Source organism: Roseateles sp. GW821-FHT09G09 (assembly GCF_059415965.1).
The window spans coordinates 209,780-224,989 of the sequence record NZ_JBWKOG010000002.1; the positions used below are offsets into that span (position 1 = coordinate 209,780).

A 15,210-nucleotide genomic window follows, 5' to 3' on the forward strand; every position below is an offset into this window, starting at 1 on the left:
ACGCGCATGTGACCGCCTTCGTGGATGTGATGGGCCTTGCTGCCGCAGGCGACATCGGGCGATTGACGGACGCGCTCAGCCTCGCGAGGAAGCTGGGCTTCAAGTACCGCGGACAGACCACCGTGGTCGATCGCGACGATTGGATGCCGGAGACAGTCAGCCGTCATGTGAAGCTGGGCCTCGTCGAAGACGGTGATGGGAATGGCCGTGGGCATGGGCATGGGCCTGGGGACGGGACGTCCGCCATGGCGGCATCGGATTACGTCGTCCTCCAGGGTTTCAAGCGACTCCTCGACCTTGCCCGCTCCGGCTACGCGAGTCGCGGCAAGGACGAGGCGAGCGCGACGAGAGACATCGGGCCGTTCTACCTCCAGCTGCAGGTGCTGCGTGCCGCAGCGACAGGGCAGACCCTCGAGCCGGCGCTGTCGGTGGGCGATGCCCGTGAGGGCTTGCATCTTCGGGAAGGGGTCCAACTCCTGTTCCATTCATTGGCACGGTCCCAGCAGGAAGGACTGATCAAGCTCAGAGCCGGGCCCGGCACCGCCGTCCAAGGGAGTCACGACAAGGCCGTCTTGAATTTGCCTGACGTCCCGCCACAAGGCGATGCCACCAGGCGTTCCAAACGCGCCGCGGGAGATGCGGGGTCGGATCAGGGACGCGGTGGCGACCCGCAGCGCCAGGCCAACCTGCTCATGCAGGAGATGGCAGGCGACGGGCATGCCAGGTTGGGCGGGACGTCCTCCTCCGGGACGCAGAAGCTCCCCTCGCCGATGAGCCTGCTGAGCGCGCAGTCGACCTGACGCGGATCGCCCGCCGCAGGGCGCCAGCCCGCCGCCGCCTCGGCGGCCGGGCTGGCGCGGACGGATACTCCTGCGGCCATGAACCTGCATCGCGTCGATCTCGTCTCGCTGTCGCTCTTCAGCCTGGTGGCCCGCACGGGCAGCATCAGCAAGGGGGCGGCCCTTGCCGCGCTGGCAGTCGGCGCGGCCAGCAAACGTCTGAGCGACCTGGAACATTCGCTCGGCACGACGCTGCTGGAACGGCATTCGCGCGGCGTGACGCTGACCGCGGCGGGCCTGGCGCTGCAGCAGCATGCGCAGCGCATCCTCAGCGACGTCGACCAGATGACCGCCGACCTGTCCGACTACGCGTCGGGCCTGACCGGCGTGGTGCGGTTGTGGGCGAACACCTCGGCGGTGACGCAGTTCCTGCCGGAGCAGGTGTCGGCCTTCGTGCGCGACAACCCGCGCATCCGGATCGAGCTCGAGGAAGCGGACAGCCACGAGATCGTGGTCGCGGTGCTGGACGGCCGCGCGGACCTCGGCATCTTCGCGGACCGCACGCCGGCGCTGGGCCTGCACGTCCTGAACTACCGCCACGACCGGCTGGTGCTGGTCGCGCCCGGCGGGCATCCGCTGGCCAAGCGCAAGACGGTGCGCTGGGAGCAGGCCGTCGAACACGACTTCGTGACGCTGGCGAAGGCGACCTCGCTGCAGAAGCGCCTGGAGATGGAGACCGAGAAGCTCGGCCGGCGGCTGAAGAACCGCATCCAGGTGCGCAGCTTCGACGCGATGTGCCGCATGGTGGCCGCGGGCATGGGCATTGCGGTGCTGCCTGACGTGGCGGTGGAACCGCTGCTCAAGCCGCTGAACCTGCGGCGGGTGGGACTCGATGAGGACTGGTCGGACCGCACGCTGCTGATCGGGGTGCGGGATCTCGATGCGCTGCCCCGGCATGTGCGGGTGTTCATCGATCATCTTTGCGAGACTCGCTGATGGCCTCGCGTACGCAAGCGGCAGGATCGTTCCGGTAAGCGGCGAATATCTGGCCCATCGGCAAAGTCTTGCCGATTGAGGATTCCATCCGCCGGCACCGCACTCGTCGGCGATGGGCCATCGCCTCGCCCCAGCGCCTCCCAGATCAATGCTCAAGCACCGCTCATGCGATAAGCTGACGAGTTGCACCGAAATCGGAACAAGCCCCCATGCTCGACGCCATCAAGCTGGAACGATTCACAGCGTTCGAACAGCTCAATCTCAGGTTTTCGCCAGGGCTGAACATCTTTGTCGGTGAGAACGGGTGCGGCAAGACGCATCTGCTCAAGTTGATCTATTCGGCGTGCGACGTCAGCACGAGCCAGAAGAGCTTCGCCGAGAAGTTGAATCGCGTGTTCCTCCCCTCCGGCGAGCAGATCGGCAGGCTTGTGCAGCGTCGTTCGTCAAGTAGCACCTGCACCGCGGACGTCACCCGATCCGAACTCGCTTGAACCCAACGTCATCGACGACACGCTGGGAGCGCTGGCCGATCGGGAGATTCGTCAGCAGATGGGGGAACTCGGACAATGAAGGTGCGCGCTGACGGGTTTGAGTTCGACTCGACAAACCCCTGCGCTATCTCTGTGTGCTGACGCTGGACAACGGATTGCTTGGCGTCGTGAACAAGGAACTCAAGCGATGCATCCCGATCGGGCGGTCCGGACCGCGCTGGCAGCGTGAGCTGGCCCAGGTGTGCGTGGTGCTCAATCCCCAACGCTGGGCGAGCGCGTTCCCGGGCTGGCCACTGAGTCGCTACTAGGTTTCTGGCGCTATCCAGCGCACCCTCAGGTCAGGGCGAACCCCATCCCGCTTTCGCGATCCGTGAAAGCTGGCGCCGCCACTCCGGCATTCCATCCGGAGGCGGTCCTTCCCAGAATCCGTCTCCACAACCAGGAGACAGCTAGCCATGGAAGGTCTGCAGGCCCTGCAAGGGTTGCGCATCGTCGAGATGGGGCAACTGATCGCCGGTCCGTTCGCCGGGAAGACGCTCGGCGACTTCGGCGCCGACGTCGTGAAGATCGAAGCCCCCGGCAGCGGCGACCCGCTGCGCAACTGGCGCATGATCCAGGACGGCACCTCCGTCTGGTGGCAGGTCCAGTCCCGCAACAAGCGCTCCATCGCCCTCGACCTCCGGCAGAAGGACGGCCAGGACATCGCCCGACAGCTCATCGCTGAAGCCGACGTCCTGATCGAGAACTTCAGACCTGGCACCCTCGAGGGCTGGGGCATGTCCTACGAGGAACTCGCCAAGACCAACCCCGGCCTGATCATGCTGCGCATCAGCGGCTACGGACAGACCGGGCCGTATCGCGACCTGCCGGGCTTCGGCGTGATCGGCGAAGCGATGGGCGGACTGCGTCATCTGACCGGCGAACCCGGCCGCGTGCCGGTGCGTTGCGGCATCTCCATCGGCGACACGCTCGCCGCGCTGCACGGCACGATCGGCGTGCTGACCGCCCTCTATCACCGCAAGGTCAATGGCGGCCGCGGCCAGGTCATCGACGTCGCGCTCACCGAAGCCGTGCTCAACGTGATGGAGAGCCTGGTCCCCGAGTACAGCGCGTTCGGCGCCGTGCGCGGTCCGGCCGGCTCCGCGCTGCCCGGCATCGCGCCATCGAACGCGTACCCCTGCGCGGACGGCGTCGTGCTGATCGCGGGCAACGGCGATTCGATCTTCAAGCGGCTGATGCAGGTGATCGGCCGCGACGATCTGGCCAACGACGAGGCGCTCGCCAACAACGCCGGCCGCGTGGCGCGCGTCGAGGAGATCGACGCCGCCATCGGCGCCTGGGCCGCGACGCGTAGCGTCGACGAGGTCCTCGCGCCGCTCGCCGAGGCCAGCGTGCCCGCCGGCCGCGTCTACACCGCCAAGGACATCGTCGAAGACCCGCACTTCCGCGCCCGCGACATGATCATCAAGCAGCAGACGCGCGACGGCCACGAGCTCGACGTGCCGGGCATCGTGCCCAAGCTGATGGGCACGCCCGGCGCCGTGCGCCGCGCCGCGCCGCGACTGGGCGGCGACACCGACGAGGTGCTGCGCGAGATCGGCCTCAGCGCCGAGCAGATCGCCGCGCTCCGCGACCGCAAGATCGTTTCCTGAAGGCTCTCCGCGATGACCGCTTCTGCTTCCCCCTCTGCTTCCCCTTCCTCTTCCTCTTCCTCTTCCTCTTCCTCCTCTTCTTCGTTGCCTTCCTCGCCGTCTTCCTCCGCCGGCGCGGCTGCCCGCGTGCCGTCCGATGTCTGGACCGGCGCCGGCCGGCGCATCTTCATGCAGGACGTCGGCACCCGGGACGGCCTTCAGGCCGAGACCACCTTCGTGCCGACCGCCGACAAGATCGCGCTGGTCGACGCGCTGTCCGACGCAGGCCTCGCCAAGGTCGAGGTCACGGCCTTCGTCTCGCCGAAGGCGATCCCGGTGCTCGCCGATGCGTCCGAGGTGATGGCGGGCATCGTGCGCAAACCGGGCGTGGTCTACACGGTGCTGGTGCCCAACGTCCGGGGCGCGGAGCGTGCGATCGCGGCCCGCGCCGACGAGCTGAATCTGGTGATGTCCGCCAGCGAGAGCCACAACCTGTCCAACCTGCGGATGACGCGCGAGCAGTCCTTCGCCGGCCTGGCCGAGGTCGCCGCGATGGCGCACCAGGCCGGCATCGCGGTGAACGTCTCGCTGTCGTGCGCCTTCGGTTGCCCGATGGAGGGCGACGTGCCCTTCGAGACCGTGCTGGGCTGGTGCGCCCATTTCCTCGAGGACCTCGGCGCGCGTGGCGTGACGCTGTGCGACACCACCGGCATGGCCTATCCCACACAGGTCGTCGCGCTGGTGCGCGCCTTCCGCGGGCGCTGGCCCGAGGCCCAGCTCACGCTGCACTTCCACAACACGCGCGGCATGGGCCTGGTCAACGTGATCGCGGCGATCGACGCCGGCGCGGATCGCTTCGACGCGTCGCTCGGCGGCATCGGCGGCTGCCCGTACGCGCCGGGTGCGACCGGCAACGTCTGCACCGAGGAGATCGTCCATGCGCTGCAGTGCATGGGCTGCGACACCGGCGTGGACCTGGAGCGATTGATCGCCGCGGCGAAGCGTCTGCCACCGCTGATCGGCCACGCGGTGCCGAGCCAGATCGTCAGCGCCGGGTGCCGGCTCGACCTGCATCCGAAGCCGCGCGATTTCGACGCGATCCGCGAACGCGCGCTGGCCCGCGACGCCTGAGTGCCGTTCCACCGCACCCGGCCTCCGTCCGGCAACGCCTTTCCCGCGACACCTTTCCGCATCACCCCCAACGACAACGCCGCCCCGAGCGGCTTCCCTGGAGACAAGACCATGAACCGAATCCGCCGCCTCGCCGTGGGCGCCCTGAGTCCGATGGCGGTCGCGCTGATCGCGACCACCGTCTCAGCGCTGGCGCCGATGAGCGCCGCGCAGGCGCAGTCCTATCCGAACAAGCCGATCACGATGCTGGTCGGCGCCGCGCCCGGCGGCACTACCGACATCGCCGCGCGCATGCTCGCCGAGCCGCTGGGCAAGGCGCTGGGGCAGACGGTGGTGGTGGACAACCGCTCCGGCGCCAGCGGCGCGCTGGCCGCCGTCGCGACCAAGCGCGCGGAGCCGGACGGCTACACCATCCTGATGCAGTACTCCGGCTACCACGTGATCACGCCGCACATCCAGAAGGGCGCGTGGGAGCTGAAAGACCTGCGCCCGGTCGCCAACGTGCTGACCGCGCCGCAACTGATCGTCCTGCGCGAGGGCGTGCCCGCGAAGACCACCGCCGAGCTGATCGCCTACGCGAAGAAGAACCCCGGCAAGCTCTCGTTCGCGTCCTCGGGCAACGGCTCGCTGCAGCACGTCACCGGCGTGATGCTGGAACAGCAGGCCGGCATCCAGATGATCCATGTCCCGTACAAGGGCACGGGCCCGGCGCTGCAGGACCTGCTGGGCGGCCAGGTCGACCTGACCTTCGGCACGCCGCCGCCGTTCATGCCCTTCATCGCGGCGGGCAAGCTGCGCGCGGTCGCGGTGACGGGCAAGGAGCGCCTGTCCTCGCTGCCGGACGTGCCGACCGCCGCGCAAGCTGGGCTGCCCAACCTGGATGCGGGCTCGTGGTTCGCCGTGTTCGCGCCGGCGAAGACGCCTCAGGCCGTGGTGGACCGCCTGACCGCGGAGATCCAGAAGATCATGGCCACGCCCGAGTTCAAGAAAAAGGCCGCCGAGCTCGGCGCCACTGCGGACTACATGAACCCGCAGCAGCTGCAGGCGCATTCGGACGCCGAGTTCCTGCGCTGGGGCAAGGTCATCTCGTCGGCGAAGATCCAGGCGGATTGAGCCACCTGCTTGGTCAGCTCGGGGGCGCCAGCGTCGGCGGAGGATCCTCGGGGGGATGGGACCCCGCAGCGGCGTCCGCCGCCGACGGTGGAAAGGCGGCGATCGCATCGATCAATTGCGCGGCCTGCCGCCGGGGAGTTTCCGCGAACAGGCTGGAGGCTGGGATCTCCGCCTTGAGATCGGGTATCCGCTCTTCCGCGGCGGGCAGGGTCGTCGGCGCTTCAGGTGCCACGTCCGGGTCTGCCGGACCGGCGACAGGCTCGTCGCCGGGCAGGGCAGCATGATCGATCGGATCGCCGGGACGATGGGGCGCGGGATTGTTCGTGGAAGGGTCAGGTTTTGACATTCGCACAACTCCATGGGAAGAGCGCTGTCAGTGTGCAGACGCAACCCTTCGTTCGCGTGAGGTTGTAACAGCGCTTCGCGTGCGGAACTTTGCGTGTCGCCCCCGGGGTCGGGCGCTACCGGACCATGAGCACCGTGGTCGGCGAGTTGTGCCGGTTCGATTGCTGGAAGGCCGGACCGGCACCCGTCGAGGACGGAAGTTCCAGCGCCGGCTGGAAGCGCAAGGCGGTATCCGTCGACGCGGCGGGCCGCATGCCGGCAACATGGTCGCTCAGCAGGGCCGCCTGCAGCTGGAACGTCGCCGCGGTCACGCGCCCCTGCGCGTCCAGGGTCAGGCGGGGGCGGCGGTCCTGCGGATCCAGGCCGCGACTGATCGACCAATGGAACGCCTCACCTCGCACATCCCGCGCATCCCGCGCATCCCGCGCGTCCTGGGCGCCGTGCGCCTCCTGCGCGGCGATCATGCCCAGGAGATCGCCGTTGTCGAGCTGGCCGAATTCCCACGCGCCTGCGTCGCGGCGCAGCCGCACGAGCAGCGCCGGATCCCGCGCGAACGCGGCCGCATCGCCGCCCGGCGCATCGGGGTCGAAGAACCCCGGCAGGCGCTCTTCGTCCCACCCGTCGGCGGATCGCGCCACGAGATCGCCGCCGTCCCGCGCCAGCGACAGCCCGCGGTCGGTCAGGGTGAGCATCGGTGCGTCGACGACATCGACGGGCCAGGCGAGGGGCATCGACGTTGCCGCGCCGTGCCGCACGATGCTCAAGCCGGGATCGGGGGTCAGGGCGTGCTCCGACGCGTGGTCGCCGACAACCAGCGCATCGCGGATGCGGATCAACGGGGCCTCCGGCCGGTGGGCGTCGAAGAGGATCAGGTCCAGCCCGTTGCAGGCGGCCCGGAGGTCCGAACCGCGGTCCTCCCTGACATGGAGCTGGCGCGGCGCGCCGTCGACCTCGGGCAGGATCACGGCCTCATCCATGCCGGTTGCGTGGAAGGCCGCCGTCAGGTCGATCGGACGGCCGTTGCCCTGGATCATCACGCGCAGCGGTGATGTGGACAGGAGCGGCGACGACTGCATATCCCCCGCCAGGCCGGTGCCGCCAAGAGGGAACGGCGGGATCGCGGTCCCGTTCAGCGTGACGAGCCGGATCCGGTCCTGTTGCTCGAACCGGTTGCCCTCGAGATCGGTGACGATGAGACCGTCCTCGGAGACAAGGAACGAGGTCTGCGCCTCGTAGCTCACGGCGGAGACCGGATGGTGGCGAAGCGCGTGGCTGCTCGGTCCTGCCAGGTCCACGCCGTCCAGCGCGCCGCTGTCTTGGAGCTGCTCGAAGAGTTGGTGCGGCGTCCATCCCGGCGTGCGCGACATCCATTGCCTGAGTCGGGCTTCACCGTGCTCGGTGAGCTGCACGGCGCCGCGTTCGAACTGCCAGGTGTCCCAGTCCAGGGTGAAACGGACGGCCGCCACGTCGCGGTTGCCCGCCACCGTGACGACCGGCCGCCCGAGTGCGTCGATCGAGGCCTGGTCGCCCGTCGTCGACATCCTCAGCCAGCGCGTCGCTTCGTCGCGGCGCGTGGGCGTGGGATCGTGGATCCACAGGTTCTGGTCGCCACGCAGGACCGCGCGACCGCTCTCGAGGTCGACGTAGCCGCCGAGCGGCACGCGGTGGCCGACGCCCAGCAGCACTGCGTTCTGCGGCACGTCCCTCGCCGCGGCCGCGGGGGCGCCGGGCCCGGGCGGGAGGAAGGCATCTCCCTGCGCGGTCAGCAGCACCCGACCCTCGCCGTCGCGCAGGACCTGCTCGATGAGACTGCCCCTCATCGGGGCCTTGCCCAGTGCGGCCAGGTGTCGTTGCACGTCCCGCAGCGGGTCGACGTCATACGGCCAGTAGCCGAGGTCGACGACCAGCGAGGCGTGTCGCCGACGCAGGTCCAGCTGCACACCCCGGTCCGGTTGGGAGGGGTCGACCACGCTCACGGGCGCGTCGGGCATCGCTTCGAACCGGACCGTCTGGCCATTGATGCGGAACCCGGCACCGCCCTCGGCGCCGGCCACCTCGCCTGCGCCGTCGAGGAACTCGAATGCCTTGCCGCCCCCGCTCAGCGCGCCGTCGAGCTGGATCGTCCAATGCTCGCCGGGTTTCCCGGACGGGACGATGGTGACGGGGTTGTGGGCGGTGCCGTCGCCGGGCAAGGCCAGCACCGCCTGTCCGCCCCCGCCAATGAGCCGGTAGTCGATCCTGGACGGGTCCAACGGTCTGATCGTGCGATCGGGGATGCCGTCGTGGTTCCGGAAAGTGAAGCTGGCCTGGGCCAGGTCGTTGCCGGCCGGCAGCGCGAGCACGCGCGTCTGCTCGTCCAGCACGACCGTGAGCGTGCTGGGCCGATAGGCGTAGTGCCAGAGGTCTGCCGACTTGGCCATGCTCATGCTGGCGACGTAGTCGCCGATGAACCGGCCGCCGCTGCGTTCCCGCATGCGGTCCAGCTGTTCGTCCCCCAGCGTGGCCGCGGCAACCCTGCCGTTGGAATACAGCTCGAAGTCGACGTCGACCGGTGCGCTGGCCGCCAGCAGCAGGACATGGGCGGGATCGCGGTCCTCGGCCGTGAGCGCCGTGACGGGGCGGGTCTCCCGCCCCGGCTTCCAGAGCATCGACCAGAGGTCCAGGTCCTTGCCGGTGCGCCAGAACGTGCCTTGCCGGTCGGAGTGGTCGTTGTAGAACGCGTTGGGGACGATGCGGGCGGAGGATTCGCCGATGGTCGCGTCGGCGAAGCCCACCTCGCCGCGCAGGAAGTCGATGCGGTTCACGGGCGCCCATCCCGCGAGGGACAGCAGACGGGTCCGCGACGTCGAACCCGCACCGTCGAGCAGGCGCAAGGGCGCGTCGTAGCCCGCGTCGATCGCGTGCAGCGGTTGGAGGTTGGCTTCCAGGCGGGCCTTCTCGCCTTGCACGGCGCGCACGAGGCCGGTGACGCCGATGGCGATGCCGGCGATCGGCACGGCCAGGTCGGAGAGCATCGAGCCCAGCGTCGCGGCACCCGCCATGCCGGCCAGCGTGCCGCCGCCCATCACGAGCAGTCCTGCACCGTCGATGCCGAGCTGCACGCCTGCGGTGGTGACGGCGCCAGCGTCTCCCGAGCCGACAGCGTCCGCCAACGCCTTGATATCCAGCCCCAGCACGCCCACCTGGGCGAGGCTGCCCAGGCCGCGCAGGCCGCGCGCCAGCAGGCCGCCGGCCTGGGCCAGGCCTGCAACGACGGCGGCGTCCGTGCTGCGCATCGCGGTGCGTACCGTCCGCGCCAGCGCCAGGGCGTCCGCAGTCAGGAACGCGCCGCCCTGGGCCATGCCGACGACCGTCAGGGCCGCCTGGTAGGGATCGCCTGGCGATGGGTTCCGCGAGAGCTGGCTCAGCGCCAGCGCGAGCAGACCGACGTTGAGGCCGTCGGGGGCGGAGGCGGCGACGGACTCACCGGAGGACGGGCGCGCGTCGCCCGCCGACGCGCGGTCCATCAGCGCGGACAGCGTCTTCATGTACGCCTGCATGAGGCGGGCTTCTCCCGGGTCGCCGAGCGGCCGGATCGTCGGCACGCCGGTGGTCTCGTCGATGAAGGTCAGGGAAGGATGGGCGGGGTCGATGCGCCCGGGCACGAGGTGGGACCCCGCGGACGGACGCAGGCGGTCGGCGACGCGGCCGGCCGCGCCGAGGACGGTGCAGCCCTCGCTGCCGAGGGCAAACTGTTCGAGCACGGTCGTGTCCGCTTCGGTCTGACCGGGCGCGGGCGGGTACTTGTCGCGGCGGACGACCTGGCCGGTCGTCGGGTCGACGCGATAGACCCAGGTTTTCTGGGGGGCATGCCGCTTCAAGGGCGCGCCGTCGAATCGCAGGGTCTTCCGATCGGTCCCCGGGCGGACGAACCGCGCCGTCGACAGGAGCGCGGCGTTCGCGGTGATGCTCACCATGTCCGCGTACGCGGTCACCTCGGCCCGGGGGGGCAACAGACCCTTCGCGATGCCGGTCTTGAGAAAGGAACCGGCATACGACTCGCGGGTCACGGGAGATTCCAGCGCGCAGGAGATCAGCGTGACGGCACTGGCCGGCGTGGAGAGGCCCAGGCCACGCAGCGCGGTCGTCACCTGCGCGACGAGCACGGACGGCGCGTAGTGGGCGAGTTCGCGAGCCCCGGAGGCGCCCATGTTGCCGTGGCCGCCGATCTCGATCTTGAGCTGGTGGTCCGGCGCCAGACGAGCGAGCAGGGCCTCGCCGGCCACGATGCGCCAATGGCCGTCCCGGTCGATCTGGATCCAGACGGCCTCCTCCGGATACCGGTATCTCGCCATCCAGAACGCGTTGAACTCCGGGTCCATCTGCACGCACACGCGCAGTCGCCGGACCGTCGTCGCCGGGACGCGCGGCTCCAGCAGCCTGAAGGCGCTGGCGTCCCACCACGTCTCGAGGGGCGTCGCGTCCGCGGCACTGCTCACGGCCGTCGCCGAGAGCACTTCCTTGACCGCCAGGCGGTCGGGGATCCAGAGCCCGTTCCTGGACTTGCGGGCGACGGGCAGACGACCGACCCGGATCTCGTCGCCGGCCAGCCGGACATCCAGCGGATGGACGTCGCGTTGGCCGATGGAGAAGTGGGCGAGGACGAAGTCGCGCAGCAGCCGGAACTGCCGGTCCTGTGCGGCGAGCGCTTGCGCCGAATGCGCCGAATGCGCCGCGGGCAGCGGGGAGACGTGCAGCACGGCCTTCGAATCGCGGAGGCCGAAGGTGAACGTCCAGGTCCCTGTCTCCCGTTCCGACGGTGTGGGTTGGACGGTTTGCAACCGTTTGAGCTGCGAGGCTCCGACATCCGCGTCGGCCGCCGCATCTGCCGCTGCACTTGCCGCCGCATCCGCCGCTGCACTTGCTGCCGCAGCGGTCGCTGGCGCGCGAGGTGCCAGGAGGGCCCGCAGCAGGGCGCGCGTTTCGGGAGACTGCCGGGATGCCTGCGCGGCCGCCGGAAAGACCAGTTGCGGCATCGGGACCAGGCCATGGATGGCCATGCGCCGCTGGGCCTGGAACACGGCGCGGAGCGCCTCGAACTCCGCCGGCTGCCGCGTCGCCTCGGCATGGGCACGTCGCGCCCGCTCGACGTCGAGCTTGAACGGCTGTTCGCAAAGCGTGGCCTTCAGCGCCTGGAGGCGCTCACCCAGACCCGAGGTGGCAACGACGGGACTGGCGACGATGGCCGACGCGACGGCCACGTCGACCAGCTTCAGCAGCAGTCCCTCGGAGAGCGGCAGCACGACCTCGGTCGCCTTGGCCGGCGTGTTGGAGAGGGTGTTGTCGGAGGTGAAGCGACACAACGGGACCTTCCCGTCCGGCGCCTCGCCCAGCAGGAAAAGGCCACCCAGCCCACTCGCCGCATCAGCGATGCCCGCGGGAGCGGCGCCGCGGACCGAGGCCATGATCGAGTCGACCACTCCGGACAGCAGCGTCCCCCACATGCTTCGCAAGGAATGGGAAGACAGGCCGCCCGGTCGAGGCGGCCGCGCGCGCATGACGAAGTCCACCGCCCAGGAGACGAGGGCCTCCTTCGTGCCATCCATGAACCGGATCTCGTCCGGACGGGCGCCGCCTCCGCCGGAAAGATGTTCGAGCGCGAACAGCATCAGCAATCCCTGATGCGGCGCCAGTGCGGGACCGGGGCGGGCGTGCTGGACGGGTTCCAGGCGTGGCTGGGAGGCGAAAAGGTCGGGGAAGGCGGGGAGGGCGGTGGGCTTGGCGGGGATGACGGGCATGGCGCGAACGACAGTCGAAGGGATCCCTCAGTGCCGCCGCGAGCGCCAGGTCTTGCCTCGCGTCTCCACGATGTTCATCGATATTTTTTCCGCGCTTGTCGGCTGCGCGGGCGTCAGATCGCCACGAGTCCCCGGATCTCCGGGGTCTGCATGTCCGCGTTGTTGCCTCGCGCGATCACGCTGCCGCGTTCGAGCACGAGGAACTCGTCGGCCAGTTCCGCGGCGAAGTCGTAGTACTGCTCGCACAGCAGGATGGCGACCGGGTGGCCGTCGAGGCCCTCGTCCGCCAGGCGCCGGATCACGCGCCCGATGTCCTTGATGATGCTGGGCTGAATGCCTTCGGTCGGTTCGTCGAGGATCAGCAGCCGCGGCGACGCCGCCAGCGCCCGCGCGATCGCGAGCTGCTGCTGCTGGCCGCCGGACAGGTCGCCGCCGCGGCGCTTCAGCATCTGCTTGAGCACCGGGAACAGCGCATAGAGGTGCTCCGGGATAGTCGTGCCGCCGGGCTTGCTCGCCAGGCCCATGCGCAGGTTCTCCTCGACGCTCAGGCGGGCGAAGATCTCGCGCCCCTGCGGCACGTAGCCGATGCCGGCCCGCGCACGCTGGTACGGCGTCGCGCGCGTGATGTCCGCGCCGGCCAGCGTGACGCTGCCCGCCCGGATCGGGATCAGGCCCATCAGGCTCTTCAGCAGGCTGGTCTTGCCGACGCCGTTGCGACCGAGCAGCACCGTGATGCGCCCCGGCGACGCGCTCACCGACACGTCGCGCAGGATGTGCGAACCGCCGTAGTACTGCTGGATGCCGGTCGCTTCGAGCATCGCTGCGGTGGCGGGGACCGTCGAGGTCCGGTCCTGAAGTTCAACGTCCAAGGTACACCTCGATCACGCGTTCATCGGCTTGCACCTGGGCGAGCGTGCCTTCGGCCAGCACCGAGCCTTCGGCGAGCACCGTCACCTTCTCCGCGATGCGGTCCACGAAGCCCATGTCGTGCTCGACGACGATGATGCTGTGCCTCCCTTTCAGGGTCAGGATCAGCTCCGCCGTGCGCTCAGTCTCCTGGTCGGTCATGCCGGCCACCGGCTCGTCGAGCAGCAGCAGCTTCGGGTCCTGCACCAGCAGCATGCCGATCTCCAGCCACTGCTTCTGCCCGTGGCTCAGCAGCCCCGCCGCGCGCGTCATCTGGTCCTGCAGCCGGATCAGCGTCAGCACCTCGGCGAGCCGGTCCTTCTGCGCGCCGCTCAGCACGCCCCACAGCGACGCCCGCAGCGCGCGGGACCCCTGCAGCGCGAGCTCGAGGTTCTCGTAGACGCTGAGCGCCTCGAACACCGTCGGGCGCTGGAACTTGCGGCCGATGCCGAGCTGCGCGATCTCGGCCTCGCTGTGGCGCAGCAGGTTGATCGTGCCGCCGAAGAACACCGTGCCGCTGTCGGGCCGGGTCTTGCCGGTGATGATGTCCATCATCGTGGTCTTGCCCGCGCCGTTCGGGCCGATGATGCAGCGCAGCTCGCCCGGTGCGATGTCGATGGACAGGCCGTTGATCGCGCGGAAGCCGTCGAAGCTGACGAACACGTCCTCCAGGTACAGGATGCGGCCGTGCGCCAGGTCCAGCTGGCCCGGCAGCACCACGCGGCCGTAGCCGGGACCGCTGGCCGCGCGCAGCCGTTCCTCGCCTTGTTCGAGCAGGTCGGGGCTCATGCCTTGGTCTCCACGTGCTTGCGGTCGCTCTTTCCAACGACGTTCCCGCCGAGCTTGCGCTTGACCAGCCCCGCGATGCCGTCCGGCATGAACAGCGTGACCGCGACGAACAGCGCACCCAGCAGGTACAGCCAGTACTCCGGCGCGAACTGCGTCAGCCAGCTCTTCGCGCCGTTGACCGCGAAGGCGCCGACGATCGGCCCCACCAGCGTGCCGCGCCCGCCGACCGCCGCCCAGATGGCGATCTCGATGGAGTTGGCGACGCTCATCTCGCCGGGGTTGATGATGCCGACCTGCGGCACGTACAAGGCGCCGGCCAGGCCGCAGATCAGCGCCGACAGCACCCACGCGGCCAGCTTGTAGGGCAGCGGCGAGTAGCCGCAGAACATCAGGCGCGACTCGGCATCGCGCACGGCGCTGAGCACGCGACCGAACTTCGCGCGCGTCAGCCAGCGCAGGCCGAGGGTGCAGCCGACCAGCGCCACCGCGCTCAGCACGAACAGCGTCATGCGCATGCCGGGCGTCGTGATCGAGAGGCCCAGCAGCCGCTTGAAGTCGGTGAAGCCGTTGTTGCCGCCGAAGCCGCTCTCGTTGCGGAAGAAGAACAGCATCGCGGCGTAGGTCATCGCCTGCGTGATGATCGAGAAGTACACGCCCTTGATGCGCGAGCGGAACGCGAAGAAGCCGAAGACGAACGCGATGCCGCCCGGCACCAGCAGCACCAGCAGCATCGTCGCGAGGAAGCTGTCGCTGAAGGCCCAGTGCCAGGGCAGCTCCTTCCAGTCGAGGAAGACCATGAAGTCCGGCAGCGTGCTGCGGTATTGGCCGTCGGTGCCGATCTGGCGCATCAGGTACATGCCCATCGCGTAGCCGCCGAGCGCGAAGTACAGGCCGTGGCCCAGCGACAGGATGCCGGCGAAGCCCCAGATCAGGTCCATCGCCAGCGCGCACATCGCGTAGCAGCAGAACTTGCCGAGCAGGCTGATCCAATAGCCGTCCACATGCAGCGGATGGCCGGCGGGCACCAGCAGGTTCAACGAGGGCAGCAGCACGCAGGCGACGGTCAGCGCCGCCAGCACGGCGACCCAGCCGGCGCGGCCGAGCAGGGCGGGGCGTTGCGGCAGCAGCAGGGCGGAGGCGGGCGACGCATGGGCAGCGGCCGGCGTTGCCGCGGAAGGCGCGGCGGTGGCGGCGGTGGCGGTGGCGGTGGCGGCGATGGCGGGCGTGGTCGCGGTCATGAGGGGATCCCTGC

The 15,210-nt window shown here is 69.7% G+C and carries 9 protein-coding genes; 5 read left to right on the forward strand and 4 right to left on the reverse strand.

Annotation, left to right across the window (positions count from 1 at the left end; genetic code table 11):
• Positions 1–878: 878 nt before the first annotated feature.
• From AC07O8_RS05820 to AC07O8_RS05840, 5 genes are all read left to right on the forward strand, one after another.
• On the forward strand, positions 879–1,775 hold the full coding sequence (locus tag AC07O8_RS05820; protein ID WP_495047138.1) for a LysR substrate-binding domain-containing protein: 897 nt from the start codon (positions 879–881) through the stop codon (positions 1,773–1,775).
• A 209-nt stretch (positions 1,776–1,984) separates the two neighbouring features.
• A complete protein-coding gene (locus AC07O8_RS05825) occupies positions 1,985–2,266 on the forward strand; it encodes an AAA family ATPase (protein ID WP_495047139.1) in 282 nt (93 codons plus the stop codon).
• 455 nt (positions 2,267–2,721) lie between these two features.
• The gene (locus AC07O8_RS05830; protein ID WP_495047140.1) at positions 2,722–3,918 is read left to right on the forward strand and encodes a CaiB/BaiF CoA transferase family protein; all 1,197 of its coding nucleotides are present in this window, start codon (positions 2,722–2,724) and stop codon (positions 3,916–3,918) included.
• A gap of 168 nt (positions 3,919–4,086) precedes the next feature.
• Positions 4,087–5,028: a hydroxymethylglutaryl-CoA lyase gene (locus AC07O8_RS05835; RefSeq protein WP_495047606.1), complete on the forward strand. Its 942-nt coding sequence runs from the start codon at positions 4,087–4,089 to the stop codon at positions 5,026–5,028.
• A gap of 111 nt (positions 5,029–5,139) precedes the next feature.
• Positions 5,140–6,141 (forward strand): Bug family tripartite tricarboxylate transporter substrate binding protein, encoded by a 1,002-nt coding sequence (locus AC07O8_RS05840; protein WP_495047141.1) that lies wholly within the window; start codon positions 5,140–5,142, stop codon positions 6,139–6,141.
• A 461-nt stretch (positions 6,142–6,602) separates the two neighbouring features.
• Here AC07O8_RS05840 and AC07O8_RS05845 read toward each other — a convergent pair whose 3' ends face one another.
• The 4 genes from AC07O8_RS05845 to urtC all read right to left on the reverse strand — a co-directional run bounded on the left by AC07O8_RS05845 (position 6,603) and on the right by urtC (position 15,196).
• Positions 6,603–12,263: a TcdA/TcdB pore-forming domain-containing protein gene (locus AC07O8_RS05845; RefSeq protein WP_495047142.1), complete on the reverse strand. Its 5,661-nt coding sequence runs from the start codon at positions 12,261–12,263 to the stop codon at positions 6,603–6,605.
• A 113-nt stretch (positions 12,264–12,376) separates the two neighbouring features.
• The gene (urtE, locus tag AC07O8_RS05850) at positions 12,377–13,081 is read right to left on the reverse strand and encodes an urea ABC transporter ATP-binding subunit UrtE (RefSeq protein ID WP_495047607.1); all 705 of its coding nucleotides are present in this window, start codon (positions 13,079–13,081) and stop codon (positions 12,377–12,379) included.
• A 40-nt stretch (positions 13,082–13,121) separates the two neighbouring features.
• Positions 13,122–13,958 (reverse strand): urea ABC transporter ATP-binding protein UrtD, encoded by an 837-nt coding sequence (urtD, locus tag AC07O8_RS05855; RefSeq protein WP_495047143.1) that lies wholly within the window; start codon positions 13,956–13,958, stop codon positions 13,122–13,124.
• A complete protein-coding gene (gene urtC / locus AC07O8_RS05860) occupies positions 13,955–15,196 on the reverse strand; it encodes an urea ABC transporter permease subunit UrtC (protein WP_495047144.1) in 1,242 nt (413 codons plus the stop codon). The genes urtD and urtC overlap by 4 nt, the downstream gene beginning before the upstream one ends.
• Positions 15,197–15,210: the final 14 nt, after the last annotated feature.